Below are 26,897 nucleotides of genomic sequence, written 5' to 3'. Positions count from 1 at the left end.
GAAACGCGTCCGATGACGACAGCCCTCCCCGTGCCTCCAGAAGTTGCCGATGCAGCCATCACGCGTGCTGGCATCGCGATGGATCGCCTTCTCAATACATGGGTGCGGGAACGCGTGACCGGGTTCGCGCCGGTGGAGGGCGAAGCCTGCATCTTGCAAGTGGGGGCACAGCGCATCCGCGTCTCGTGCCTGCGTGCCTCACCGGGGGGCTTCCATCGCTGGCGCCTGCCGGTCCGGATCGAAGCTGCCGACGGGACGGAAAGGGCCGTAAATGACGCGGCGGTCGTCGCCGCCCTGATGGCGGACGTTCTTGCCGACGAGGGCGGCGTCCCCGCGACGACGATCAAGACGCGGCTCAAGATAGCTATCGACGCCGGCGAAAATCATGCTCTGGCCTGCGTTGCACGGCCTGCCGACAATTCTGCCATGGGGATGGAACGGAGCCTTTGGCATGGCCATCCCTTTCACCCCTTCGCCAAAAGCATAGATGGCTTTTCTGCGCATGACGTCGAGCATTATGCGCCGGAACGGGCGGCTGTTTTCCAATTGCGCTGGATCATCGCGGATCGCGATGTGGGCGCTGCCTTGTGGCGCGATGCACAGGCAGAGGCGCGATCACGCAAGATTCTCGCTGGCCTTGCGGGCTTGTCCGACAAGGCGATCGGGGAACGTCTTTTGCTTCCTAGCCATCCCTGGCAGGCGGAACGTCTGGAGTGCAATACGGCATTCGCCAATCTTGCAGCACAGGGACGCGCGATCCTCACCTTGCCGAGCGGCGCATGGATGCAGCCAACGTCATCGGTTCGCACGCTGTTCGCGCCCGAAGCCAATATCTTCCTCAAGCTTCCGATCGAAGCGCGGATCACCAATTTCGTGCGTACCAATCCACGAGAGCAGATCGCACGCAGCATGGCTGCGGGACGGGCGCTTGCTGCGATCCAGGCGCAGGTGGTCGCCTGCGGCCTCGACATCCTCGACGAACCTGGCGCCATCTGGATCGACCATCCCGATCTTGAGGCAATCACCGGCGTTATCCTGCGCGACGCCCCGGCACGGAAAGCCTATGTCTTGGCGGGCCTCCTTGAACCCTCGGCCCATGATGGCCGCCCCATGCTGGCGACGATGGGCTGCAATCCTTCTAGTGCCTCCGAGGCGGAAGCCTGGCTACGCGCCTATGTCCGCAAGGCTGTCCTCCCGCCGCTTCGCCTGTTCGCCCGAACGGGAGTCAGCCTGGAGGCGCACAGCCAGAACAGCCTTCTGGCACTGGACAGCGGGAATCCGGACCGCCTGATCGTGCGCGACCTCGAAGGGGTCAGCATCGATCGCGAGCGCTTCAAAAGCGTCGCGCCGGGCCTCGATCTCGATGCGTCCGTATTTTTCCCGGCTGAGGAAGCGCGCCAGCGGTTGGTCTATTATCTCATCAGCAATCAGCTGAATCATGTGGTCGCAACGATCGCGCGCTTGGCCGATGTGCCGGAAATTTCCCTCTGGCATGCCGTGACCGATACACTCGCCAATGTGACCGAAGAAGGGGAGACGGAGGGTCTTATCGTGTGGCTTCTGGAGCAGGAGACGCTCCCGGCCAAGGCCAACTTCACCAGTTGCTTCGCGGGTCGCGGCGAGCGTCCGGATTATGTGGCGATCGCCAATCCCCTGTGGCTCGCCCTGCGGGGCGAGCGCCGTGGAAGGGCGGTGCGGACGTGACGTTGCTGAAACCTACCGCCGCCCAGATCGACGCGGTCCTGACCGGCGGGCGGCCGATTTGCGCCTTCCTGCACGATCTCGATGCGTTGAACCGGCATGCTCGCGACATCGCAGGCTCATTACCGCCCCGCGTCGAACTGTTCTACGCGGTGAAAGCCAATAATGACTCCCGGATATTGGGAACCCTGGCGCTGCATGTCGCCGGGTTCGAGGTCGCATCCTCGGGCGAAATACTGAAGGTTCGCGAGGCGGTTGGGGCTGACGCCCGGATCATCATGGGCGGTCCGGCACGCACGCGGGAGGATATCGAACTAGTCCTGGCGCAGGGCGTCGAGCGGCTCCATGTGGAGAGCCTGCACGCGCTTCGTCTCGTGAACGCCGTTGCCATGCAGGCGGGCGCGGTGCTGCCGATATTGTTGCGCGTGAACCTTGCCGGCCCTGTGCCGGGCGCGACCCTGACGATGGGAGGAGCGGCCACCCAGTTCGGCATCGCGCAGCCGGATATCCCCGAGGCATTGAAGCTGTTGAGGGACTGCCCGGCACTCCGGTTCGAAGGCTTCCATTTTCATACGGTGTCGAACAATCGCGACGCGGCCGGACATGCCGCGCTCTGCGCGATGGAATTGGGCCTCGCGCGGTCCTGGGCGACCGAGCATGGGCTCGACCTGGCGGTTGTCAATCTGGGTGGCGGCTGGGGCGTCGACTATGGCGATCCGGACTGGCGGTTCGACGTCGATGGCTTTGCCCGCGCGTTCGCGCCACATGTGGGCGAAGACATTCGCCTGCAATTCGAATGTGGCCGGATATTGACCGCCTACCATGCAGCCTATGTCTGCGAGATACTCGACCTCAAATTCGTTCATGGCCGCACCTTCGCCCTGCTGCGCGGCGGCACCCATCATTTCCGCCTGCCCAGTTCCTGGGGGCACAATCATCCGTTCCTGATCCTGCCTCGCGATGCTTGGCCCCACCCCTGGCCGCGACCCGAATGCAGAGACATCAATCTGACGCTCGCCGGGGAGCTATGCACGCCCAAGGATGTGCTTGCCCGCAATGTGCCCGTTGAGCGGGCGCGGATCGGCGATCTCGCCTGCTTCCTGATGGCGGGCGCCTATGGCTGGGACATCTCCCATCATGACTTCCTGTGCCACCCCCATCCGCAGCACGTCTATTTGGGGGCGTATGAGCACGCAAATCCTCGCGTATTTTCAACGGGATCGGCCAGCTTTTCTTGACTTTGGCTGCGACGCCGCCGTAACAGTCCAGATGTGCGAAAGATTCGCATTATCATTATATTCAAGGGGGCGACATGCGCGCGATTGCTGAAAATTCTCCTGCCGTCCGAGCGGGCAACATCGTATCGATACTGGCTTTGCTGACGGCCTTGGGCGGCGGCGTGCTGTTCTCTCCCGCCTTTGGCGCGGTGGCGGAGAAGGCCGACAGTGAGGCCACGGCATCCGGATCGGGCCGCGACGACATCGTGGTGACCGGCCAGAATCCAGAGTACCGCACACCCGACACCACGGCACTCAAGATCGATGCGCCACTGCGCGACATTCCCCAGACGATCGACGTCATTCCCGATCAGGTGATCCGCGACCAGCGCGCCCTGTCGATGCAGGATGCGGTCAGGAATGTGGCGGGCATCGGCATGGCCACGGGTGACGGCCAACGGGATCAATTCGTGATCCGCGGCAATATTGCCTATGGCGATTTTTTCATCGACGGCGTGCGCGACGACGCCCTCTATTTTCGCGACCTGTCGAACATCGAGCGGATCGAGATCCTGAAAGGCCCGGCATCCGTCCTCTACGGGCGCGGCTCCTCCGGCGGTCTTATCAACCGGGTTTCGAAGAAACCGGGCACAGAAGGCGGCGAGATTGTCGTGAGCTATGGCAGCTGGGAAGACAAGCGCGGCGAGATCGACCTTGGCCATGTCTTTACCGGCAACGATGTGGCGGTGCGTCTGACCGGCGCCATCGAACGATCGGACAGCTATCGCGACCAAGGCTTCCTCAGGCGCGAAGCCATTGCCCCGTCCGTGCTGTTCGCGCCGAGCGACCGCACCCGGATATTGCTGCAAGCCGACTATCTGCGCGACCGCCGTGTGACCGACAATGGCATTCCGGCGTTCCAGGGACGTCCGGTGGATGTGCGGGCATCGACCTATTATGGCGCGGCAAACGCTCGCGCCGTGGATTTCAGCCAGTCGGAAGTGTGGTCGACGACGGCGACGCTCGATCATGAGTTCAGCGATACGCTCAAGCTGCACAATGCCTTGCGCTATTATGACTATACGCTCGACCGGCAGAACACGATTCCGAACGTCGTCAATGAAGCTGCACGAACAGTAACGCTCAATCGCCAGAGCACGGATCGCGCCGAGCATGGCTGGTTCAACCAGCTCGAACTGTCCGGCAGATTTTCCACTGGGCCGCTGGAACACAAGCTGCTGCTGGGTTTCGAAACGGGCAGGCAGTCCAAATATGAGCTGCGGATAGACCGTGCGAATATCGCCACTGTCGATCTGTTCGATCCGGTGCTTCCGGTCCTGCCATTGGAAGTCGCCGGCACTCCGGGCACGCACCGGACGGGGGTCTACAAGACCCTCGGCTTCTATGCCCAGGACATGATCTCCCTCGGCGAGCACTGGAAGGCGCTGGCTGGCCTGCGCTATGACCGGTTCCGGCAGGAGGTCCACCAGCGGATAGCTGGACAGCCCGATCTCGCGCGAACCGACACATTCTGGAGCCCCCGCATCGGCCTCGTCTGGCAGCCCACCCCGGCCCAGTCCTATTATGTCTCCTGGAACAAGTCCTATCAGCCCTCCGGCGAGACATTCGCGCTCTCGACGAGCAGCGCGGACATCGCGCCGGAAAAGACGATCAACCGCGAAATCGGAGCCAAGTTCGATCTGTTCGACGGCAAGCTGTCGACGACCATCTCGGCTTTCAACCTCAAGCGTTCCGACATCAAGGCGACCGACCCTATCCTGCTCAAGGTCGTGCCGGTCGGCGTTCAGCGAACGCGGGGAATCGAGATTTCGGCGCAGCTCGAATTGTCGCAAGGATGGCAGGCGATCGCCAGCTATGCCTATCTCGATGCGCGCATCATCAGGTCGCCGGCGCTCGATTCAGGCGTACCCATCCAGGGCAACCGACCCACGCTGACGCCGGTGAACAGTGCGAGCCTCTGGTTGATGCGCAGCTTCGGGGATCGCTTCGGCCTAGGCGGGGGCGTCAACTATGTGGGCGATCGCCAGGCTAACCTCGCGAACAGCGTGGTCCTGCCGGAATATATCACCGCCGATGCGATGGCATGGGCTCGCCTGGGCAAGCTCAAGGCACAGCTCAACATCCGCAACATCTTCGACCGCGACTATTTCGTGTCGGGCCACGGTACCGTTGGGAACCTCAACATGCCGGGCGCACCGCGCTCGGCGATGCTCACACTGCGATACGCGATCGACTAGCCCGCCTTCCGGTCACGCTGCCTTCAGGAGAAAAACGCATGAACATCGCTACCGCTGTCAAACCCGCACCATCGGTCCGGGATCACGGCCGTTATATCCTGAGGCGCGTGGCGGATTGCTTCCTGCGCGAAAATTATCGGGGGATCGCGCTCGGCAAGATTGTTCCTGCCAAGAGCGCGCCCTTCGACAGGCTGTTCGCGCAAACGGAGCATTACCTCGCCCATGAGGCCGCCGATGGCGGCGCGCTCTTCCTGCCGATCGAGCCCGACGGGTTCATGCAGGCATGGCGCGTCGCTGCCCCGCCCTTCGTTCATGTCGCCCACCAAGGCGCGCGCCTCATCGACAGCATCACCGAATTCCTCGAAATCATGAAGGCCGGGCTGGAAGGCGAAGACAGCGCCAATGTCTCGGCCTTTCTTGCTGAATGCCAGGCTGCAATCGAGCAGGGTGCGATCTGCGATGCCGCCCGGCATAGCACCTCGCCGGCCGCACCCCGACTGGCGAGCCATCCCCAATGGCATAGGGCGATGCTTGCCAATGATCGCCTGGCGTCCTTCCTCGATCACCCCTTCTATCCCACGGCACGGGCGAAGCACGGCTTTGCCGCCGATGATCTTATCGCCTACGGCCCGGAATATCAGCAGGTCTTTCGCTTGGCCTGGCTCGCCCTTCCAAGGGATGGCCTGTCGGCACAAGGCGAGGTGCCCGCCCTATGGCCGTCTTTCGCGGATGTCGGCCTCGATCCGGCGCTGGAAGATACGCATGCGCTTCTGCCCGTCCATCCGTTCATGCGTGGCGAGAGAATGGATCGGATTCTGGCCGAGACCGGGATGATCGACCACGCCCACATGGCGCCGCTGGATTATCTCGAAGTCGTGCCCACACTCTCGGTGCGGGCTCTGGCAGTGGTCGAGGAACCCGGCCTTCATATCAAGCTGCCGCTCGCGATCAGCACGCTCGGCCGCCTCAATCTGCGCGCGATCAAGTCCGGTACGATCAATGACGGCCATGTCGTCCATTCGCTGCTGGAGGCGATCCGCGCGGATGACGACGCGCTTCGGACAAAATTGCTCCTGACCGACGAGAGCGGCGGGGCGCATCATGGCGGGGAGCGGTTCCTGGCCTATATCATCCGCCGCTATCCTGAAGACCTCGACGGTTGCGAACCGGTGCCGGTCGCAGCGCTGATGGCGCCGATGCCTGATGGCCGTCCCTACGCTCTGCATCTGGTCGACGACTATTATGGCGGCAACGTCGCCCACTTTATCGATGAATTTTGCGATCTCCTCCTGGGCGTTCACCTCCGCCTGGCGGCGCGCTACGGCATCGAACTGGAAGCCAACCAGCAGAACTCGGTCCTGCTCTTCGATCGACGCGGGGATGGCCTGCGACTGCTGCTCAAGGACAATGATTCGCCCCGGATCGATGCTGCCGCGCTCAAATCGGCCTTTCCCGGATCGGATGCCTGGACCGGCAGGCTACAGGACGCGCGCATCACTCAGGCTGATCCCGCCTCTATCGCGCAGATGCTGGTCACCATCACGATCCAGCTCAATCTGGGAGCGGTCATCGAGGGGATCGGCCGTCATCTGAACAGATCCCGCGCCTATCGCTATCTGTTGCGCAGCGCCGTCGAGCGGCAGTTCGCCAGGTTGGAGGGTGAAGGCGTCGCCACCGGGTCGCTGCGCGCCGCGTTGCTGGAAGCGAGCCATTTCCCGATCAAATATCTTCTGCGCGCCGCGACCCTAGAGACGCGCGGGGCGATTGGCGCCGCCGACGTCAATAAAGCCTATGGGCATAGCGCGCCCAATTTTCTCCTTCCCGAGAGCGAGAGATGAGTCCGGGCCGCATCAAGACCACCGTTCTCGCCTGCCATTTCGCGGGTGCGTTCGGTCCGATGGGCTTGCCGCCCTTCCTGGGCCTCATCCTTGTCGGGATTGCGCCTGGCGCTGACGAGAGCCTGATCGGCTGGCTCTACATCGTCCCAACCGCATGCCTTGCCATCTCCGCGCCTCTGTGGGGCCGCATGGCCGACCGGTGGGGCCGAAAGCCGCTTCTGTTGCGCGCGCAGATCGGGCTGGCTGTGAGCTTTCTTGTCGCGGGCTTCGCCGGGTCGTTGCCGATGTTCATGGTCGCCCTCTGCCTACAGGGCCTACTTGGTGGTACCTTTTCGGCCAGCAATGCTTATCTGTCGGAAGCCCTGCCGCGCGAGGAACTGTCGCAGGCCCTGAACCTGACGCAGGCGAGCGCGCGGCTCGCGCTCATCCTGGCCCCGGCGGCGGTGGGTTTTCTCATCGACCGCCATATCGACCCGCAAAATGTCTATCTCATAGTGGCGCTGCTGCCGCTGGTCGCCGTCCTGATGCTGCTGCCCCTGCCAGCAAAAGGCCCGCCCAAATCCGCCCCGGCCGCAGGCAGCGAGTCGCCGAAGCCCTTTGGTGGGCAAGTGCTGTCGCGCGGCGCGATCATGGCCGGGCAGACCGGCTTCACGCTCGCCATGATCTCCACCTTTCCGTTTCTCGTGCCCTACAGCATGAAGGCATTCGGCGTCGGCGCGGGCACGGCCGGCTGGCTCTTCGGCCTGCCCCACATCGTTTACCTCTTCGTTTGCATTCCGCTTGGGCGACACTTGCGCAACCGCGATCCCGCTCCCTGGTTCGCCGCCGGATGCCTGATCGTAGGCGGCATGCTCGCGGTGCAAGCGCTCACCTCGTCGCTGCCGGTCTTTGCGATGGCTCGGGCGCTGCTCGGGGTCGGCATGACGCTGGGCTATGTCAGCCTCAATGCGCTGATCGCCCAGACGATCGAGGATGCCAGTGCGGGTCGGACATTCGGCTGGTTCGACAGCGGCGCCAAGCTGGCGACGATCGTCGCCAGCGTAGGCGGCGGCATGATCGCGGCCATGGGCGGGGTGGGCCCGCTGTTCTTCGCCGCCGCGCTGTGCGGGGCGATGACCGCGGCGATGGTCATGCTGCTGCTCGGCATGGAGCCGTTTACCCGCTCCGCCGCCCTCAAATGAAGGCCGCCGCCATCCGAAAGATGCGCCGCACCTCACAAGGAGAATGAAGATGCTGATGTCCGAACCCCTCGCGCCCGCTCGCGGTCACCAGGGTGACAGCCGCCGTCCGATCAAGCTCAATCTCTATCGCGACTATGAGGTTGAGGCGGTGGCCCAAGCCATGGCCGGCAGTCCCGTCCTCGAGATGGGCGTTCGGCTCGATTGCCTCATGGTCTCCGATTCCTATCTGATGACGCATCTCGGGCGTGACAGCACCCGGCTGGCGAGGGGCGAACAAGCCCTGTTCCTCGAAATCATGGCGGGCCTGGTCAAGGAGGTCTCACATCGCGCAAGGCAACTCTTTCCCGCTGAAACACCCTATATTGTTGGCGACATGCCGGACGGCTCGGTCGCCAACGGCGAGATCGCGGTCCGCAGCGCCGACCAGATGCGGCGGGCCGGCGCCGACGTCGTCAAGCTGGAGGTCCATTCCGAGGCTGTCGTCGCGACCATCGAGCGGCTGACGCGGGAAGGCTTCCGGGTCATGGCCCATCTGGGCTATACGCCGCAGGGCGGCGGCGGTGCCAGGGTAGGCGGATCGCTCGACGGCGCGCACGCTCTCTTCGCTTCGGCGCGGCAGGTTCGTGACGCTGGCGCCGAGAGCATCGTGCTCGAGAAGCTGGACGAATTCGTGCATCGCGCGCTCGTGGATCGCCCGCAAGCCTTGCCGAGCTACGCCATCTTCAGCGGGAAGTCGGAAACTGGCGGACAATCCCTCAATATCTGGGATTCGGTTTTCAAGCCCAGCTTCCGGGCACGCTATTTCCCACCCACGGCAATGGAGACCGTCGATGCATTTCCCACAGCCTATTCTGTCGCGGCCATTGCAGCGCATGTCGGGGCCTTGCTCACCTTGACGGCTGCAGGCGAATTTCCCCTCTCTCCGCCGACCTTGCTCTCCGTCGAGGACGTGGTGGCGCTCGCTTCTTGCGATCCTTGGGCAGAGTGAAATCGATCTGCCGGACGCGCTCGCACCGGGTCGAGCCCGACCATGCGCGGCCGCCGGGACATCGTGCCCGACAGCTTTGGATCCAGAGAGGTAGAGGGGATGCCGCGGTGGACATTCCCATCCTGGTCCGAACATGGGGATGTGTGCGGCTAAGCCCGATGCTCCCCTTTGGAGAGGCGTAGTAGCCGCCGTTTGTCAGGGCCGGCAACGAGCGAGGAGGTTCGATGGCCGGAAATGCCGACGGGGCGCGGTTCGGCTTGGCCTCCTGCGTTGCCGCAACCGATACGATATTGCGAGCCCTGGCCCGGGTGTCCGAACGTGATGAACTCGCGGGGCTGATGAACGCGATGACCCGTGAGTTGGGCTTCCGCTACTATGCCCTTATCCATCATGACGACCTGCGAGGCGAACCGGCCGATCGCGTGAAGTTGCTCGACTATCCGGCAGCTATCGAGGATCGCCTCATCGGTGAGGGAATATGGCGCCGCGATCCAGTGCTTCGTGGCTGTGTCTTTGCACAGCGGGCGTTTCGCTGGTCCGAACTTCCCGGCATCATCGCAATGGATCGCCGCGACCGGGAAAGCATTGCCCTTGGCGCCAATGCAGGGCTGAACGAGGGGATAACCGTGCCTTATTGGAGCCTTGGCGAATGCATGGGCTCCTGCACCTTCGCTGGCACGCGGGCGCCAAAGCGGGCAAAATCCTATGTCGGCATGGCGCAGATGCTCGGGATTTTCGCATTTCAGGCGGCACGGCGTATCCAGACGGGCGCAATGTCCGCGCCGGGCCCTCGACCGCGGCTTCGTCCCCGGCCACGCGATTGTGTCGTTCTCGCTGGGCGCGGCTATTCGAACAAGGAGATCGCCCGCGCGCTCTCGCTCACCCCGCGCACGGTCGATGGCTATCTGACGGAGGCGCGCCTGCTGTTCGACGCGCATGACCGTACCGAACTGGTCTTCAGCGCCATCTTTGCCGGCGAGATCGGCCGGGCCGAGCTTTCGCGCCGTCAACCCGAGTAATTGCCCGGCCTGTTTTCGGGCCGGCTTCCTGTTTCCTTGCTGGTGTTCACCCAAAGGGGAGCACACCATGATCCACATCATTGAAAAACATCGAGAGCCTGTGAACTGCCGCCTTCTGGAGACGATGTTCGCCGATCGGAAACGTCTTTTCATCGACCTGTTCGGGTGGGACGTGCCGATCGTTCAGGACCGGTTCGAGATCGACCAGTTCGACACGCCCGGCACGATATACATCATTTCCGCCGATGATGGCGGCGCACATGAAGCATCGATCCGGCTGCTGCCGACAATTCGTCCCCACATGCTGGGCGACCTGTTCTCCCATCTCTGCCCTGGCGACGTACCGACCGGCCCAACCATCTGGGAAAGCACGCGGCTTTGCCTGCCGCAACGCCACGGCGCCGCGCGCCGGCGAGAGCTGCGGAACCTCCTCATTTCGGCGATGGTCGATTTCGCGCTGGAACGGGGTATCGAACGCTATACCGGCGTTCTTCCCGAGGCATTCCGCAAGGAAGTGCTGGCCATGGGCTGGCGAGGCGAGCCGCTGCGGCCGGCGATGCGAATGCCCGGCGGTTCGGTGGGCGCCTTCATGGTCCATATCGACGCCCTGACGCCCGCGCGGCTGGGCTGGACAGGAACCTATAGCGGCAAGAGCCAGTGGGTGTCGGCATGACCAGCCTTGCCGACAGCTGCGCCGCCTCTCTTGATCGCGACGGATGGTGTGTGCTCGAACGCGTGCTCGATCCGGCCGTGCTGCAAAAGCTCGAGGCTGACCTTGAGGCGCCTTCCACAAGAACGCCTTTGTGCCAAGGCACATTCTATGGAGCGCGCACCCGCCGCTTCGGTGCGCTCCTGACGCGATCCCCGCTGGCCGGGCGCTTCGTGATGCATCCGCTGATCCTAGAGACCGTCGAGCGCATGCTGCTCCCCTGGTGCGAACGGATCGCGCTCAACCTGACCCAGGCGATCGAGATCCATCCCGGCGCTTTGCCGCAACTGCCGCATCGCGACCAGGAGATGTGGCAGGGACCGAAGGGGATCCGCCGGCATGCCTCTGCTCTCTAGGCACCCTGCGCCAGCACGATCTCAACTTCACGTAGCTTGCCGATAATCTCTTCCGGCTTGTGCTTCTTGCTCGGCATTCAATGTCCCTTTCGTGGTCCAGACTATCATAGTCTCTGGGCCACTCAGCAGGGGGCAGATCAGTCAGGAATTTGCCCGACGCATGGCCACCACGGTTACAGCATCAGGTCGACAGGTGCGCCGCCCATCAGTAGATCGCCGAACGTGCGTGCGTACATGCGGAATTGTGCAGCAGCGTGTTGACGACCGCAGCGCATGTTGCGGTAGATGCGCGGGATACTGGTCTTTTCATAGACGCCGCCGCCGCCGGCAATCGTCATCATGTCCTCGGCAAGCCGGACGCAACGGTCAGCCACCGCAGCGCTTTGCAAGCGGAATAAGTGGCGCATTTCCATCGGCAAGGGTTCGTTGCGCTCTGCATACTCGGCCATGGTCTGGAGATTGGCGAAAAGCGTATTCTTCATTTCCGCAATGCCAGCCGTGGCCATGGCGACCGCATAATGCGCGTCCGGGTCGCGCCCGGTCCGAGTGCCGACAAAGACCTTCTCCCGCGCATATTCCTTAAACAGATCAACCATCGCCTGGAGCGCGCCAATCTGCGAATTGGTAATGCCGCGCATGAACACCAGCATGAACGGTGAGCGATAGATCGCGCCCGGATTCACGAAGCGGCCCGGATTCTGGCAATTATAGCCGTCGATGAACTTGTGTGTGCGGTGTTCCGGCACGAACGCCTTCTCGACCACGATGTCCTGGCTGCCCGTCGCCTGCAGCCCGGGGACATCCCACCCGCCGACGATCTTGGCGTCCGCGCGCGGCAGCAGGAACGACCGGAGATCCTGCCCGTCAGTGCCATCGACGATGCCGCCAAGGAAGGTCCATTCGCAATGGTCGCAGCCGCTGGAATAGGCCCAGCGGCCGCTAATCTCGTAGCCGCCGGGCACAGGCTTGGCGATGCCCCCGGGCATATAGGGGGACGCGATCAGCACCGAACTGTCCTCGCCCCACACGTCCTGGGCCGCCTGGTCTTCCATCAGGCAGATGTGCAGTGAGTGCAGGCTGATTACGCCGAAAATCCAGGCGACCGACATGTCGCCCTCGGCGAGCGTCATCTGCACTTCGGCAAAGGCGCGCTGCCCGAGCTCGTAGCCGTCCCAGCGCCGCGCCTGGAAGACGCGGAACAGGCCCGCCTCCTTCATGCGCCTTACTGTATCCGGGTTGACCAGGCCATTTTTCTCGTCTTCGGCGGCGCGCTCCTTGAGCAACGGGACCAACGCTCGCGCCCGTGCGACAAGATCCTCGACGGTCGGCGCGGCTAATTCGTCGGCAATAGCCAAGGGCGATATCGATTCCACAATAATTACTCCACAGCCATTGAAAGTACAATTTCCGTTTTGCGAAAATTCATCAATCTCACGCAAGTTATATTGCAGGAAATTATATATTTGACACAATACTACCCTCAGTATCTCCTGTCATAGTCTGAATAGACTAAACATTTTATTATATATTTTGATCTACGTCAAATACCGCATGCCTCTGTTTAACTTATACTTGAAAAAGAATGTATCGTTCTGACTTGAGGAGAGTGGATCGTGAGGGGTAATGCGCTGATCAAGGGTGGTCGTGTGATTGACGGGACGGGCGCGCCGGCATTTACAGCTGATCTGCGGATCAAGACCGGAAGGATCGTCGAGATCGGCCCGGATCTGGCCCCAGGCGAAGAAGAGGTGTTCAACGCGGACGGCTGCTATGTCTCGCCCGGATTCATCGACACGCACGCTCATTATGATGGATCACTATATTGGGATCCCAGGTTCGACCCCATTGCCCAGCATGGCGTAACCACGCTGCTGATCGGCAATTGCGGTCTTGGCATCGCACCGATTCACAAGCACCAAATTCCGGGCATCTCTGCTTTGTTCAGCTATATCGAGGATCTGCCGCGCGGCGTATTCGACACGGAAGTCCCGTGGACCTGGGGCGACTTCGATGCCTATGTCAGCGACCTGCGCTCGCGCGAATATGCCGTCAATGTGGCGACGCTGGTGAGCCATTCCCTGCTGCGCATGTTCGAGGTCGGGGACGAATCCTGGAACCGCCCCTCCACGGCGGAAGAGCGCAAGCGTCTGGCCGGGTGCCTGGATCGGGCAATGAAGGCAGGCGCGTTCGGCTTCTCGACTTCGAGATTTGACGTCAATCCGGATGGAAACAAGGTTCCCAGCTATTTTGCCGATGCGCAGGAATGGGACGACCTCTTCGCGGTCACCGCCGAGAACAAGGGTGTCGTTCAGATCATCCCGGACCTCAGTTCGCTCGACAACCAGGAAAAGGACCTGCGCGAGATGTGCGAGCTGTCGATCCGGCATGGCGGCGTGCCGGTCATGTCGAACGGCATCTATGAACGCCCCGAGGACGCCACATATGCAACGCGCCTTCTCAAACTCGGCCGCGAGATGTGGGCGAAGGGTGCCACCTTCTATTATTTTGCATCGCCGCGTTCGATCGAACTCGTCGTGAACTTCCATCAATGCATGGTGATGATGTACATGCCGGCGTGGGCCGATCTTGTGCAGTCGGTCGTCCCCGACGACGAAAAGAAACGTCGCCTTGCCGACCCGGCATGGCGCGCGACGGCGCGGGAGCAGTGGGATGCCGTCCAGGAGGGTTTCCCCAGCCGCGGGGGGCTTGCAAGATGCCGGATCATCACGGTCGACCGGCCGGAATATGAACACTATCTCGGCAAGACTTTCGACGTGATCCTCGGCGAGCGCGGGGGGCACCCGTCCGACGTACTGGCCGACTGGGCGCTCGAAAACAATCTCAAGGCCGAACTGGTTTGCCCCTTTACCAATCTCGATCTGGATGTCGTCGGGCAGTTGCTCGCGGCTGACGAGTCGCTGATCAGCGGCAGCGATGCGGGCGCGCATATCGGTATGTTCGACGGCGCGGGAGACACCACTCTCGTCCTGACCCGCCATGTGCGTGATCGCCACGACATGTCGATCGAGGTCGCCGTCAAGCGCATGTCGAGCGATCAGGCAAAGGTATTGGGACTGGTCGACCGCGGGACGCTCGAGGTCGGCAAGATCGCCGACGTCGCGGTCTTCAACCTCGACGATCTCAACTGGGCACCGGAAAAGAAGGTGTTCGACGTTCCCGGGGGCGGATCGCGCCTGCGGCGGCCCGCTGGCGGCTTTCGCTACACGTTCGTCAGCGGCGTCCTGGTTCAGCAGGACGGCGAGTATACCGGCGCGATGCCGGCCCGCTTTCTCGGGCAGGAAGCCCGTGTCGCCAGCCCTTCGCCTGTCGCTGCCTGACCGCGACGGAGACGCAATTCTTTTTCGAGGGATTCAGCAATGTTCAGCCCGACCAACGATCTTACCGAAGCCCAGCTCGACAAGCTTGCGGCCAATTTCGATCATCATAGCCCGGAATATCGCAGTCATTCGATCGACATTCTCGGACATATGCAAAAGAAATGTCCATTTACGCATAGCGAAAATTATGGCGGCTTCTGGATATCGACCAAGGCGTCGGATTGCCTCGAAATCGCCAAGAATGTCGACGTCTTTTCGAACTATCCCACAGATGTCATTCCCGACCTCGAACCGACTCTGATGATCCCCATCAATGTCGATCCGCCGGAGTTATACGACTATCGGGCCATTCTGGGCCCGGCCTTCGGCCCCGCCAAGGCCAAGGCGCTGACGAGCTTCGTACGGGAAACCGCCGAAGCCTTGATGTCCAGGATCGTCGAAAAGGGCGAAGGCGATCTCAAGTGGGACTATGCGCTGCCGCTTACTGGCAAGGTGACCTGCCTTGTCGCCGGCCTGCCGGCCGAGGATTGGGAATATTACGCGCCGCCGCTCCATGAACTGATCTACAGCGGCAAACCCATGGAAGAGCGCCTTGAGGGCATGGCCAAGATGATCGACTATATGCGATCGGAAATCGCCCGCCTCAAGGACGCGCCGGCACCAGGCAGCCTGATCGAGTATCTGTACAATGTCGAGATGGCCGGGCGGAAATTGCGCGTGGACGAGATCGAGGGCATCGTCCTGATCCTGCTGGGCGGGGGACTGGACACGACCCAGGCGCTGTTCGGGATGAGTGCCGTGTGGCTGGCGCGCAACCCGGACCGCCGGAACGAACTGATCCACAATCCCCATTTGATGGACAATGCCATCGAGGAATTCCTGCGCGTGTTCCCGCCGACGCAAGGCAATGTGCGTCGGGCAACCGCGGATGTCGTCGTGGCAGGCCAACAGGTCAGGGCCGGTGAACAGGTTTTCATGTCCTATGCGGCCGCGAACCGCGACGCCGAAGAATATGAAAATCCGCACGAGATCGATTTCCACCGCGACAACATCCGTCACCTTTCTTTCGGGCTTGGTCCCCATCGCTGCCTGGGATCGCATGTAGCCCGGCTCCAGGCAAAAACCATGCTGCAAATATTGCTGGACATGGCGCCGGAGTATCGACTGGTCGAAGACGAAGTGCAGCTCGCAACGGACATTGGAAACATCGCAGGATTTGCCAAAATCCAGATCAGAATATGATCTTAAAAATATTTCAGTGATATATTTTTGGGAGAACAAAGAGATGGCAACCGCAAAAGATTATGGACTTGGCCCGTTCATCTTTCCTAGAGGCTGGTTCATGGTGGCGACCTCTGCCCAGATAGGGCAGAAGCCCTATTGTGTCCGCTTCTTTGGGCGTGATATGGTGATTTACCGCGGTGAAAGCGGCAAAGCCTATATGGTTGGTGCCTACTGCCCGCACATGCGCACGCATATCGGCAAGAGCACGACGTCATTCATGACGCAGCGGGGCGAGCAGATCGAGGGAGAATCCATCCATTGTCCCTATCATGCCTGGCGCTTCGGTCCCGATGGCAAGTGCAACAAGATACCCTATTCCGAGACGATTCCGCCCGCCGCCGAGCTGGGGGCCTACCCGGTCGTCGAGAAATACGGGGCCCTCTTCTATTGGCATGATCCCGAAGGCGGGGCACCTGACTATGATCTGCCTGAAATTCCCGAGTGGGATGATCAGCATTATGTGCAATGGGAAATCGACGAACTCGGCGCAATGAACCTGCATCAGATCGAGGTGATCGACAATATCTGCGACACGCAGCACCTTGGGCCAATCCACGCCACGACCAAGCAGTTCTATTTCGAGAACATCATCTGCGGCCATCGCGTGACACAGTTGCTGGGCGGCAAGCACGAGATCCTGGGTCACGATGTACCAATCTCTGAGTTCATCACCTATTACACCGGTCCCGGCATCCTTCTCTCGCGCTTTATCGGCGACAACTCCAACGATTCGATCATGTTCATCGCCCATACCCCCGTCGATGACGGTTCGGTGCGCGTCTGGCATGCCGTGCTCTGCAAGATCGCCGAGCGCAAGCCGACCCCCCAGGACATTGTGCAGGCCCGCGCGCTCCAGAAGCTCAGCCTCGATGCCTTCGCGCAGGATTTCGAGATCTGGTCCAACAAGGAACCCTGCCTGAAGGTGATGCAGATGCCTGCCGACGGCAACTTCCTGAAGGTCCGCACTTGGTACAAGCAGTTCTACGTGCCCCGCGCCGACGTCGCGGGGGTGCTCGCCCGCTGTGAGGGCCGGTACACCATACCGGGAATGGCCGGTGCGGAGGAGGGCCATGCCCGCCAGCGCGCGCTCGAGGCGATCGAGGCCTAGCAAAGGGCCTAGAGTGCTGATCGACAAATTGTTGCAGATGCGTCCCATCCAAACTGGGGAGGCGGGAATGGAAATCAGAGAACTGGCCTATCTTCTTGTCGGCGCGGCCGAAACGGCGGCGTGGCGGCAATTCGGCCAGGACGTGGTCGGCGCGATGGCGCACGATGGCCCGGATGGTTCGCTCTATCTGAAAATTGATGAGCGCGACTTCCGGCTGGCGGTCTTGCCCGGACATGATGATGGCTTGCTTGCCTGCGGCTGGCTGGTCGGGTGCGAGGCGCATTTCGCGACCGCGCGCGCCCGTTTTGCAGAAGACGGGGTCGCCATCAACGATGGTACGCCCCAGGGTTCGCACCTTCGGCGCGTGCAGAACTATTTCTCCTTCACCGATCCGGCGGGCATAACACATGAAATCGCGTGGGGCGCGATATCCGAGTTCGCTCCTTTTACCTCGCCCGCCGGAGTGAGCGGGTTCGTGACAGGCAGGCAGGGCTTGGGCCATGTCGCGCTGGCGGTGGGTGACGAATATGATGCGGAACTCGCCTTCTGGGACCGCCCGGGGCGGTTTGCGGTATCCGATATCCTGCGTGTCCCCGGCCCTGCCGGGATGGCGCGGGTCAGCTTCCTGCATTGCGCCAATCCGCGCCAGCACAGCATGGCGTTGGGGGAACTGGCTATTCCCGGCCACTGCATCCACATCATGTTCCAGGCGAACAGCATCGACGACGTTGGGCGCTGCCTTGATCGGGCCAAGCGGATCGGCGTCAGCCTCACGGCGACCCTCGGCCGGCATGTCAACGACGAGATGCTCTCCTTCTACATGCGCACGCCAGCAGGCTTCTCGCTCGAATTCGGCACCGGTGGCCGGGAGATCAACGACTGGAGCGAGAACGTCTTCTTCGAAACGACACGCGGCAGCGACTGGGGCCACGCGTTCACGCCTGCCTGACATTCCCTCAGACACGTTGACGGGCTTCACTGCGTCAGGGCCGTGCAAATAGAGATCAGAGGAACGGAATATGGTAGAGAAAAGTTCTGGAAATGGCGTCGATACCGCCGCGCTGTTCCGCAAGTATGAAGAAGAAAAGGCCAAGCGGGTCCGCGCGGAGGGCATGGGGCAATATGCCCGGATGGAAGGCAAGCTGGCCCACTTTCAGGCCGATCCGAATGCCCCGCCGCTGACGCGCGATCCCGTTTCAAAAGATGTCGAGGTGGCGATCCTCGGTAGTGGCTGGGGTGGAATACATGCGGGTGTATACCTGCGCCAGGCCGGTATCGATGATGTCTGCATCATCGACAAGGCCGCCGATTTTGGCGGGGTGTGGTATTGGAACCGGTATCCCGGCGTTGCCTGCGACACCGAATCCTACGTCTATATGCCGCTGCTTGAGGAAATGGGCGTCATGCCCAAGGCGAATTACGCCAGCGGCCCCGAAATCATGGCGCATGCCCAAGCCATCGCCCGCAAGTTCGGCCTGTACGACAACGCCCTCCTTCAGACCTCGGTAAAGGAAGCGCGTTGGGACGAACCGGCGGCCAAGTGGATCATCACGACCGACCATGGCGATACGGTTCGCGCAAAATATTTCGTGATGACCTCGGGGTCGCTGCAATTGCCCAAGCTTCCCGGCATTCCCGGGATCGAGGAATTCAAGGGGCACAGCTTCCATACCAGCCGATGGGATTTTGCCTATACCGGCGGTGACGCCCATGGCGGCCTGACCAAGCTGAAAGACAAGCGCGTGGCCATCATCGGCACGGGCGCGACGGCCATCCAGTGCATCCCGCACCTTGCGCAATGGTCCAAGCATCTCACGGTCGTGCAGCGCACGCCCTCCGCAATCGACGTGCGCAACGAGCATCCGACCGATGAAGCCTGGTACAAGTCCCAGCCCTCCGGCTGGCAGATGAAACGCATCGAAAACTTCACCGACGTCGTTTCGATGCACCCGGTCAAGGAAGACCTGGTCAATGACGGCTGGACGCGGCGCACATTTGCCGCCATGCAGCAGATCACGCCGGACATGTCGGAAGCCGACATCGGCGAACTGCTCCAGCTGACCGACTACCGGACGGGCGAGGAGGTTCGTGCGCGTGTCGATGCGGTCGTCAAGGACAAGGCGACCGCCGAATCCCTGAAGGCGTGGTACAACCGCCTGTGCAAGCGCCCCTGTTTCCACGATGGCTATCTCGACGTCTATAATCGCGAGAACGTCACGCTCATCGACACTCAGGGCAAAGGGGTCGAGCGGATTACGGCGACCGGTCTCGTCGCTGACGGCAAAGAGGTCGATGTTGATTGCATCGTGTATTCCACGGGCTTCGAGCTCGGGCCCTACACCGATGCCCCGGTGATCCCGGTGATTGGTCGCGGCGGCGTGACGCTGGCGGACAAGTGGGCCAGTGGTGCAACAACACTCCACGGCTTTCACGTCCACGGTTTCCCAAATTTCCTGATGGTCAGCATCACGCAGAGCGCCTGGGGCGCCAACTTCATGCATATGCTGCTCGAACAGGGGCGCCATGTGGCCTATGTCATCAAGGCGCTTCGTGACCGCGCAGTCCGGGTGGCCGAAGTGACAGAAAAGGCCGAGCAGGCCTGGGTCGACCATCATGTTTCGCTGGCGCCCCTGATGTCGCGGCTGTGGGAGAACTGCACGCCGGGTTTCTTCAACAATGAAGGGAAGCTGGATGACCGGACAGCGCGGAGCGGACCCTATGGCGCCGGCGTAAGAGCCTTCGTCGAAAAGTTGGAACAATGGCGCCAGTCCGGGGATCTGGAGGGGCTCGCGCTGAACCAGCTGGATCGGGAATCCCGGCAGTCGACATCTCCGGCCCATCCGGGACGCAGGGCGGAAACCGCTCTGACCAAAGGAAGCCTACATGGCGCCATCCAGTAAAATGCAATTACTTGACACTATTCTGGAGCGTGCATGCGATATTCTTGGAGATGTTACTCCACATGTATTTAATCTATATTACGTCACCTTCCCGGAAGCGCGCGCACATTTTGTCAAACATGCACGATCGAAATGCGGGCAATTGGAAGGGCAAATGGTCGAGCAGATTCTCTATTGCCTGATGGAATGGCCGGAATCCCCGGAACAAGTCAAAATCATATTACTGGACTGTGGACCACATCATGTCGAAACTCTGGATATACCTCCCGGACTGTTTTATGGACTAATCGATGCCGTCTGCAATGTCATAGACAAGACAATCCCACAACAGGAAGAAGATGAGAAAGCCTTGTGGAAGAGCATTCATAACGACGTGCGGGCGGTCTGCCTCGATCAGTTAGAGACCGTTGGGAAAGGGTCATTCCGCAGGGATGGAAGCCGCCCGAGGATGACGATGGAGTTGAAGGAAGTAGGGCTCGATGTTGGCGAGCGCCGGGTCGGATGACTGATGACCCGAAGGGCGGCGAAGCCAACATCAACGGGATCAAGCCAGTTCGCACGCGCAGGCACAAGGTTATAACTGACAGCCATCATCGTCTCGGTGTCGCGGCAAACTGGCTGGATGGTGATTTCGCCGCCGATGCCCCTGATCGTAAGTGGGCGGGCGACATCACCTATGTCTGGACTGCAGAAGGTTGGCTCTATCTCGCCGTCATCTTCGATCTGCATAGCCGCCGCGTCGTGGGCTGGGCTGTCAGCGACAGGATGAAGAAGGACTGGCGATCAGGGCACTGGATATGGCGGTGCGCCTGCGCCAGCCACCAGAGGGCTGCCTTTTCCATTCCGATCGCGGCAGCCAATATTGCTCCTATGACTATCAGAAGAAATTGCAGGCCTACGGCCTGCGTCCGTCGATGAGCCGCAAGGGTAATTGCTACGACAACGCCTCTGTCGAAACGTTCTTCAAATATCTGAAGGCCGAACTCATCTGGCGGCAGCGATGGCCAACGCGGCGGCAAGCGGAAGCTGCCATCTTTCAGTATATCAACGGCTTCTACAACACCCGCCGCCGCCATTCATACCTTGGCGGCATCAGCCCGCTCGCGTTCAAGGTCATGTTCGGCCGAGTCACTCTGAGTGACGTCCGCAGCAATCCAGATTTTTATTGAGGGCAATCCCATGTGGTATTTTCCTGGGTTCTCGGCCTTGGCCTCGCCGTCGCCTTCGCGATAATCAATGGACTGTGGCACGAGATACATTCGGTGCCGGACGAGGAGTAGCTGCTCGGTCAGTGCCGGGCCAATGCTCCCTGAACCCAGCGCACCATGGCATTTTGATCCAACACGCCCGACTGCCGCGCGATTTCGCGCCCTCGCTCGAAGAGCGCCAGCGTTGGGATCGACTGGATCCGGTATCGCGCGGCGAGCTCCTGCTCCGCCTCTATATCGATCTTGACGAGCCGGATACGCGGTTCGAGCCTGGCCGCAGCCGCTTCGAATTGGGGCGCCATCAAGCGGCAGGGACCGCACCAGCCAGCCCAGAAATCGACGAGCACGGGCAAGGTACCGATCCTGATCAGGCGGTCAAAGCCCGCAGCATCAAGCACGACCGGTTTGCCGATAAACAGCGGCCGCCCGCATTTGCCGCACTTCGGCTGCTCGGCAAGCCGAGCCTCCGGAACGCGATTGGCCGTCGCACAGGCCGGGCACAGGATGATTCGGTCAGTGGTCATGGGTGTACCCCGAGCGCCATTGCGCTCTTCCACATCATATAGGCGGCGATAGCGAGGATCAGAAGGGCAAAGACGCGGCTCAGCGCCTCTTTGGCGGCGAGCCTTCGCGCTGCGAACGTTCCGATGAAGCCACCCGCCATGCCGCCGGCAATGAACAATGCTGCAAGCACCGCGCCGGAGCGCGCGGTGGTTCCTGGGCGGTGCCCTGCGCGAGGACGGCCGCATCGCAATTGAGGCAGCGTCTGCATAGTTGTGCATCTATGAAAGATGACATACTTGCCTCGATCGACCAGGCATCGGAGTTCCTGAAAGCGCTCTCCGGACGCAGCCGGTTGCGGATCCTGTGCCATATCTGTCCCAGCGACCCAGAGAGCTGAAATCGTACTATGAGCCGAATAGCGTATACTCCTGGGCCGTGATGTCACTCCAATGCGCTGAAGGATGCCGACGGCAACTGGCGAGATGTTGCGAAGAAGCCCCTTTCCTGCGGAGGGCTACCAGTTCGAGAGCCGTGATCGCGGGTGCGTCAAGCCTTTTGGGACGCGAACCATTCCGATAAAAAGTCCCAGGGTATCGGTGAGGGTATCACCTCATGGAGCCTCTCAAGAAATGGCTGTTTTCTGCGCCTGAACGGGTCGTTTTAGAGTCGTTTTCTAGAATGCCTTGGCAGGATCGCCGCGCATGCTCGGGGCTTCAACAGCTAAATGAGCAGGATCGCCCTTACGCAGCAAGAATGCCCGCGCTTTGCGGCGGTTTGCCGAGTAGACGGAAAATCTAACAAGCCAAGCATACCGCTGAAAGCGGAAACATGGTGCGAGGAGAGAGAGGATGAACCTTGCCACAGCCGCTGGCGCGCAGCAGATGCGTATAGATGCCCAAGGACAGAGCGTCGGGCGGTCAATCGGCGCGCAGCGCTTGGGCGCCGTACATCCCGGTTATCTCAATAACACAAGCCGTTCGCTGTTCGATCCAACGTTGGAGGCGATGGCGCCCGTCGATCGGAGGGCCCTGCAGCACGCAGCCTTCACGACAGAGTGGGAGCGTGCCTGGACGTTGCCCTTCTACCGTGAGCGATACTTGCAGGCGGGATTGAAGCCAGGAACGATTCCGGACCTTAGCGACATCCCGATGGTCCGTAAAAGTGACCTGCGCGCTAACGAGGCTGCGCTACCGCCGTTCGGCAGCCATCGAGCAGTGAACCTGGCCGACGCAGTACGAATTGCGCGGTCATCGGGTACCACGGGTCGCCCGTGGTATACCTTCTATACAATAGACGACATAGATCGCATGCGGGAAATCGATCGCACCATCTATTGGCGCGCCGGTTACCGACCAGGCATGCATTACTCACTCAGTTTTCCGCAGAACCTATATCCGACCAACGTCAATGGTGGGCGCAGCATGCGTGATGCGGGCATGCTCGAAATTCCAGTTGGCGTTCCTTTTTCGGTTGAAGACGCTGTCGGCCATATCAGAGTTTGGCAGGAAATCGGTGTCGACATCCTGATGCTCTCCTTGCCGCAACTTAACCTGTATGATGAAGCGGCAAGGTCAATTGGGTTAGACTTGGCCGAATTGCTGTCCGGCAACATCGTCTCAATCATCGAGGCGAGCATGCAATGGGAGACCCCCCGGAAGCGGTTGGAAGCGGCATACAACATCCGTGTCCGCAATACCTACGGTGTTTCAGACTGTATCGGCTTCTCCGTATTAGACGGTGAGACGCACTCCGGTATGGCACAGCCAGTCAATTATTATATCACGCAAATTTGTGATCCGGACACCGGGCGCGAGGTGGAGCCCGGCACGCCGGGTCATCTCGTGGTCACCATGTTCGGGATGGACCAGTTCATGCTGCGTTTCGACTCCGAAGACGTTGTGGTCGAGCGGACGGACCCGTGCCCAACTGGATCAACGCTGATGCGTTGGAACTATCTCGGGCGCACGGCGGACATGGCAGTGATTGGCGATGTGCGTCTGCTTCCCGTGCAGGTCCAACTGGAACTAGAGGCTTATGGCGCGCCGGAGTTTGGCATAGCGCCAGGCGCGGCCGACGTACTCCGATTGAAAGTCGAGCATCCAGACGCTGATTCCATTGCGCGCCATCTTTCCGAGAGGCTCGGCGTGCCAGCAACCGTGATTTCGGCGCCGCAGGGATCGATGCCGCGCTCAACTTACAAACCTCGCAGACTGGCGTTTGATTGAACCAGGAACAGGACAACTCAAATGAGCGCAATTCCTACTGAGCCACCCCGCTCGGAGTTGATCGATACGCTGATCGACGCGCCCGAGCGGTATGTCGACACCTCCTACAACATGATCTTCTCAATCACCGATGAACAGCGCGAGCGGCTGTGGATCCAAGGAGCGCGCCGACGCTTTGCGGAGATGCGACCCAAGATCGCAATGCTCGAGACCTTGGCGGCGCGACAAGGGGTCGACGCAATCGCGACACTCGATGACCTGGCCCCACTGCTATTCAAAGCCTCAACCTACAATTCATATCCACTATCTTGGCTCGAAAAAGGCGATTTTGAGCGGCTGACACGCTGGCTGGACAAGTTGACGGTTGTCGATCTGTCGCACGTTAACATGGCCGGTGTAGAACTTATCGAGGAATGGTTTGCAGCGCTCGCCAAGCAGACAGATCTAATCGTCTGCTATTCGACCACGACGTCCGGGAAGATGACATTTCTGCCTCGTACCGTCGCGGAATGGCAGCTGTACTGGCGCGGAGGCCAGTGGCGGCTGGAGCCGTTTGGCGAGGAGCGGGCTCACTATCGACCGTTGGTACCCGGCGTTGACAAGGTGCCGATCTTCTTCCCCGGGCCAAAAGGGGGCAACCGCCCCTTCAACATCAATCTCGCCATCTACGAAGATGTCTACGGCGAAGGCCTCGTCAAAGCGCCCAGCGCATACATGGACGCCGATTTGATGTCGCTGGCCGGGCGCATACAGGAGGCGAGCAAGCGTGGCGAGGAAGGCATGCTCGCCATCAATCCGCAGCTCCTCGCCCGGAAGGATGAGATTGCGCAAATCAAGACCGATGGCCCAGCGCAATATGCTGCCTGGGTGGACACACTGATAAACGCCCATCGCGGGCAGCGCGTTTGGGTGCTGGGTACGATGGGGAGCGTACACGCACTTGCGCGGCAGCTCCTTGCTGAAGGCACCACCGGTGCTTTCACTCAGGACTCGCTGATCTCAGTGGGCAGCGGCTTCCCTGATGGGGTTGAGCCGGAGAATTGGCAGGAGGAGGTGTATTCCGCCTTCGGTATACCTGCGCGCAACATGAACATAGATTTCGGTATGGGAGAGATGATGAGCGTCGCTACCCGCTGTCCTCATCGCCACTACCACCTGCCGCCGACGACCATTCCGTACATCCTCGACGTCGACACCGACGAGGTGCGACCGCGCAGCGGCAGTCAATCCGGACGGTTCGCCTTCTTCGATCTCTTGGCCAGTACTTACTGGGGCGGCTTTGTCTCTGGCGACCAGGTTACATTGAATTGGAACCCATGCGCCTGCGGGCGAACCGGCGCTTACCTTAGCAACGAAATCGGCAAGATTCCGGAGGATGGTGAGAAGATCGGCTGCGCCGGATCAGCGCAGGCCCATGATGACGCGACTGAATTCCTGCTGGAGAATTCTTGATGACGAAATCCTACTCAATCCCGATCTTCGCCAGAGGCGAGATCATTGATGATCCAGAGATGACTTACGCCGGACGGTTCGGCACAGAGTTCAGTGCGCCCGATGCTGCTAAATACCTTGATAAGCTGATCCTGCCGTCCCGCCACGCTCTAAGCGAGCTCTACGATCTGTCGATTGACGATATCGTCAACTTCCTCGTCGAACTGGGACATCGCCTGGATTTGGAAACCAACCCACATCTGAAGTGGGCGCTTGAACTCAACGAGGCATTTTCCGACATGCCGCCGTCCCTCTGCGCCGGCAGCTTTCGGGGAATAGCGGGAAAGAACGGCATGCTTTCTCGCGAGCGGATCGAAGCCGTGATCGACACGATCGGACGCGAGCATATCGATCAGTGGGCCACGACCACTCAGTATAATGGTCGGACGATCGGGGTGCGTGCGATCGGCGTGCCCACGGTTCACGTCATCGCCGGCAATGCGCCAGGAATTGCAACGATCACCTTCATTCGCAACGCTCTCATTCGCGGATATGCGCTTGTGAAGATCCCTTCAAACGAGTTGGGCGCCGCGATTGCCATCGGTCGAACGCTGATCGACATGGATCCCCATCATCCTCTTACAAAATCATGGAGCGCGGCTTACTGGCGAGGCGGTGACACCGGGTTTGAAGAAAAGATTTACCACCCGAAGAACTTCGACCGCGTCGTGGCTTGGGGTGGGAAGAAGTCGATCACTCACATCGCGCGCTACTTGCGGCCTGGGCTCGATCTTGTGATGTTCGATCCGAAAAATAGCCGAGCCTTCATAGGTCGCGAGGCGTTGGAAAGCGAAGACGCAATGCGCGAGGCGGCGATGCGGCTTGCCGCCGACGTCGGTTACAACAACCAGATTGGCTGCGCGAATGCGCGCATGGCATTTGTCGAGTGCGACGAGGATCCGACCAGTCGGGCACAGCTGCGCCGCTTCGGCCGGCTTGTGTTTGATTCGATCCAGCGGCTTCCAGCGCAGATCAGTACACCGGCTCCCCGCATCAGTAGCGAATTCGCGGCACAACTTGACTCGCTCACCATGCTCGACGAGGAGTTCGAGCTGATCGGCGGCGGACGGGACGGCGGCGTGATCCTTTCTCTGTGCGACGAACCGGTAGACTTCTTTGAGGATCTTGCGCACCGTACCGTCAATATCGTGCCGATCAAAAGCTTTGAGTCTGCATTGCGCCGAACTACGCGCGACGTCCAAACGGTTGGCATCTTCCCGGAGCATCTTCGGGAAAAGTTGCGCCTGCCGTTGGCGCTGCATGGTGTGCAACGGGTTACAGATCTCGGCTACATGCTCAACTATGACTCACTAACGGTCCCGCACGACGGTACCGAGGCTCTCCGACGAATGGCTACCTGGGTCGTGTCCGAAGATTGCAGCAACGTACCCGAATTGTGGCATGCGCTACTTCGTGAAAAGATTTCAGCGTGAAATAGCCTTGCCATCACTTTGATAAATTGCGCTCGAGGACCGAGCTCCCATGCTCTTCAGAGCATTGGAGGCGATTCACTGCAAAGCTGAGGACCCATAAAGAATATTAATCTGCGGGAGGGAGAACATGGCGAAAGTC

21 protein-coding genes and 1 pseudogene are annotated in these 26,897 nt (G+C 60.8%); 19 read left to right on the top strand and 3 right to left on the bottom strand.

Annotation, left to right across the window (positions count from 1 at the left end):
* The first annotated feature begins 12 nt into the window (after positions 1 to 12).
* From ACN9MX_RS10145 to ACN9MX_RS10105, 9 genes are all read left to right on the top strand, one after another.
* Positions 13 to 1,704: an IucA/IucC family protein gene (locus ACN9MX_RS10145; RefSeq protein WP_426386867.1), complete on the top strand. Its 1,692-nt coding sequence runs from the start codon at positions 13 to 15 to the stop codon at positions 1,702 to 1,704.
* Positions 1,701 to 2,939: a type III PLP-dependent enzyme gene (locus ACN9MX_RS10140; protein WP_426386865.1), complete on the top strand. Its 1,239-nt coding sequence runs from the start codon at positions 1,701 to 1,703 to the stop codon at positions 2,937 to 2,939. Before ACN9MX_RS10145 ends, ACN9MX_RS10140 begins: the two co-directional genes overlap by 4 nt.
* A 74-nt stretch (positions 2,940 to 3,013) precedes the next feature.
* A complete protein-coding gene (locus ACN9MX_RS10135) occupies positions 3,014 to 5,176 on the top strand; it encodes a TonB-dependent receptor (protein WP_426386864.1) in 2,163 nt (720 codons plus the stop codon).
* A 38-nt stretch (positions 5,177 to 5,214) separates the two neighbouring features.
* Positions 5,215 to 7,014 (top strand): IucA/IucC family protein, encoded by a 1,800-nt coding sequence (locus tag ACN9MX_RS10130; protein WP_426386863.1) that lies wholly within the window; start codon positions 5,215 to 5,217, stop codon positions 7,012 to 7,014.
* Positions 7,011 to 8,195 carry an MFS transporter gene (locus ACN9MX_RS10125; protein WP_426386862.1) on the top strand — a complete coding sequence of 395 codons (1,185 nt, stop codon included), beginning with the start codon at positions 7,011 to 7,013 and terminating at the stop codon, positions 8,193 to 8,195. Before ACN9MX_RS10130 ends, ACN9MX_RS10125 begins: the two co-directional genes overlap by 4 nt.
* Positions 8,196 to 8,250: 55 nt before the next feature.
* Complete coding sequence (locus tag ACN9MX_RS10120; protein ID WP_426386861.1) at positions 8,251 to 9,183, top strand: 3-methyl-2-oxobutanoate hydroxymethyltransferase; 933 nt, start codon at positions 8,251 to 8,253, stop codon at positions 9,181 to 9,183.
* 224 nt (positions 9,184 to 9,407) lie between these two features.
* On the top strand, positions 9,408 to 10,202 hold the full coding sequence (locus ACN9MX_RS10115; protein ID WP_426386860.1) for an autoinducer binding domain-containing protein: 795 nt from the start codon (positions 9,408 to 9,410) through the stop codon (positions 10,200 to 10,202).
* 67 nt (positions 10,203 to 10,269) lie between these two features.
* The gene (locus ACN9MX_RS10110; RefSeq protein ID WP_426386859.1) at positions 10,270 to 10,875 is read left to right on the top strand and encodes an acyl-homoserine-lactone synthase; all 606 of its coding nucleotides are present in this window, start codon (positions 10,270 to 10,272) and stop codon (positions 10,873 to 10,875) included.
* Entirely contained in the window at positions 10,872 to 11,267 is a 396-nt protein-coding gene (locus ACN9MX_RS10105; protein WP_426386858.1) for a phytanoyl-CoA dioxygenase family protein, read from the top strand. Before ACN9MX_RS10110 ends, ACN9MX_RS10105 begins: the two co-directional genes overlap by 4 nt.
* Positions 11,268 to 11,440: 173 nt before the next feature.
* On the opposite strand, the gene ACN9MX_RS10100 is transcribed toward ACN9MX_RS10105, so the two are convergent.
* Entirely contained in the window at positions 11,441 to 12,706 is a 1,266-nt protein-coding gene (locus ACN9MX_RS10100; RefSeq protein ID WP_426386857.1) for an acyl-CoA dehydrogenase family protein, read from the bottom strand.
* A 174-nt stretch (positions 12,707 to 12,880) separates the two neighbouring features.
* Between ACN9MX_RS10100 and ACN9MX_RS10095 the strand changes: the two genes are divergently transcribed.
* The 7 genes and pseudogenes from ACN9MX_RS10095 to cydX all read left to right on the top strand — a co-directional run bounded on the left by ACN9MX_RS10095 (position 12,881) and on the right by cydX (position 21,177).
* Positions 12,881 to 14,605: an N-acyl-D-amino-acid deacylase family protein gene (locus tag ACN9MX_RS10095; protein WP_426386856.1), complete on the top strand. Its 1,725-nt coding sequence runs from the start codon at positions 12,881 to 12,883 to the stop codon at positions 14,603 to 14,605.
* A 39-nt stretch (positions 14,606 to 14,644) separates the two neighbouring features.
* Positions 14,645 to 15,847, top strand: coding sequence for a cytochrome P450 (locus tag ACN9MX_RS10090; protein WP_363737776.1), 1,203 nt, complete (start codon positions 14,645 to 14,647; stop codon positions 15,845 to 15,847).
* A 100-nt stretch (positions 15,848 to 15,947) separates the two neighbouring features.
* A complete protein-coding gene (locus ACN9MX_RS10085) occupies positions 15,948 to 16,997 on the top strand; it encodes a Rieske 2Fe-2S domain-containing protein (RefSeq protein ID WP_363831806.1) in 1,050 nt (349 codons plus the stop codon).
* Between the two features lie 13 nt (positions 16,998 to 17,010).
* Positions 17,011 to 17,946, top strand: coding sequence for a VOC family protein (locus ACN9MX_RS10080; RefSeq protein WP_426386854.1), 936 nt, complete (start codon positions 17,011 to 17,013; stop codon positions 17,944 to 17,946).
* 70 nt (positions 17,947 to 18,016) lie between these two features.
* Positions 18,017 to 19,897, top strand: a complete 1,881-nt coding sequence (locus ACN9MX_RS10075) for a flavin-containing monooxygenase (protein WP_426386853.1) — start codon at positions 18,017 to 18,019, stop codon at positions 19,895 to 19,897.
* A gap of 439 nt (positions 19,898 to 20,336) precedes the next feature.
* Positions 20,337 to 21,066, top strand: a pseudogene (locus ACN9MX_RS10070) (IS3 family transposase); the annotation flags it as partial.
* 12 nt (positions 21,067 to 21,078) lie between these two features.
* On the top strand, positions 21,079 to 21,177 hold the full coding sequence (cydX, locus tag ACN9MX_RS10065; RefSeq protein ID WP_426386852.1) for a cytochrome bd-I oxidase subunit CydX: 99 nt from the start codon (positions 21,079 to 21,081) through the stop codon (positions 21,175 to 21,177).
* Positions 21,178 to 21,185: 8 nt separating this feature from the next.
* Here cydX and trxC read toward each other — a convergent pair whose 3' ends face one another.
* Both trxC and ACN9MX_RS10055 read right to left on the bottom strand, forming a co-directional pair.
* Positions 21,186 to 21,629, bottom strand: a complete 444-nt coding sequence (gene trxC / locus ACN9MX_RS10060; RefSeq protein WP_363756081.1) for a thioredoxin TrxC — start codon at positions 21,627 to 21,629, stop codon at positions 21,186 to 21,188.
* A complete protein-coding gene (locus ACN9MX_RS10055) occupies positions 21,626 to 21,979 on the bottom strand; it encodes a hypothetical protein (RefSeq protein WP_426386850.1) in 354 nt (117 codons plus the stop codon). The genes trxC and ACN9MX_RS10055 overlap by 4 nt, the downstream gene beginning before the upstream one ends.
* Positions 21,980 to 22,457: 478 nt before the next feature.
* On the opposite strand from ACN9MX_RS10055, the gene ACN9MX_RS10050 reads away from it, so the two are divergent.
* Genes ACN9MX_RS10050 through ACN9MX_RS10040 form a run of 3 tightly spaced genes read left to right on the top strand, consistent with a single transcriptional unit; the run spans position 22,458 to position 26,758 of the window.
* Complete coding sequence (locus tag ACN9MX_RS10050) at positions 22,458 to 23,834, top strand: phenylacetate--CoA ligase family protein (protein ID WP_426386849.1); 1,377 nt, start codon at positions 22,458 to 22,460, stop codon at positions 23,832 to 23,834.
* A 21-nt stretch (positions 23,835 to 23,855) separates the two neighbouring features.
* A complete protein-coding gene (locus ACN9MX_RS10045; RefSeq protein ID WP_426386848.1) occupies positions 23,856 to 25,286 on the top strand; it encodes a hypothetical protein in 1,431 nt (476 codons plus the stop codon).
* Entirely contained in the window at positions 25,286 to 26,758 is a 1,473-nt protein-coding gene (locus tag ACN9MX_RS10040; protein WP_426386847.1) for an acyl-CoA reductase, read from the top strand. Before ACN9MX_RS10045 ends, ACN9MX_RS10040 begins: the two co-directional genes overlap by 1 nt.
* The last annotated feature ends 139 nt before the right edge of the window (positions 26,759 to 26,897 follow it).

Origin of the sequence: Sphingobium sp. R-21 (genome assembly GCF_049913335.1) — a bacterium.
GTDB lineage: Bacteria > Pseudomonadota > Alphaproteobacteria > Sphingomonadales > Sphingomonadaceae > Sphingobium.
This window is presented reverse-complemented; position numbering and strand designations above follow the sequence as displayed.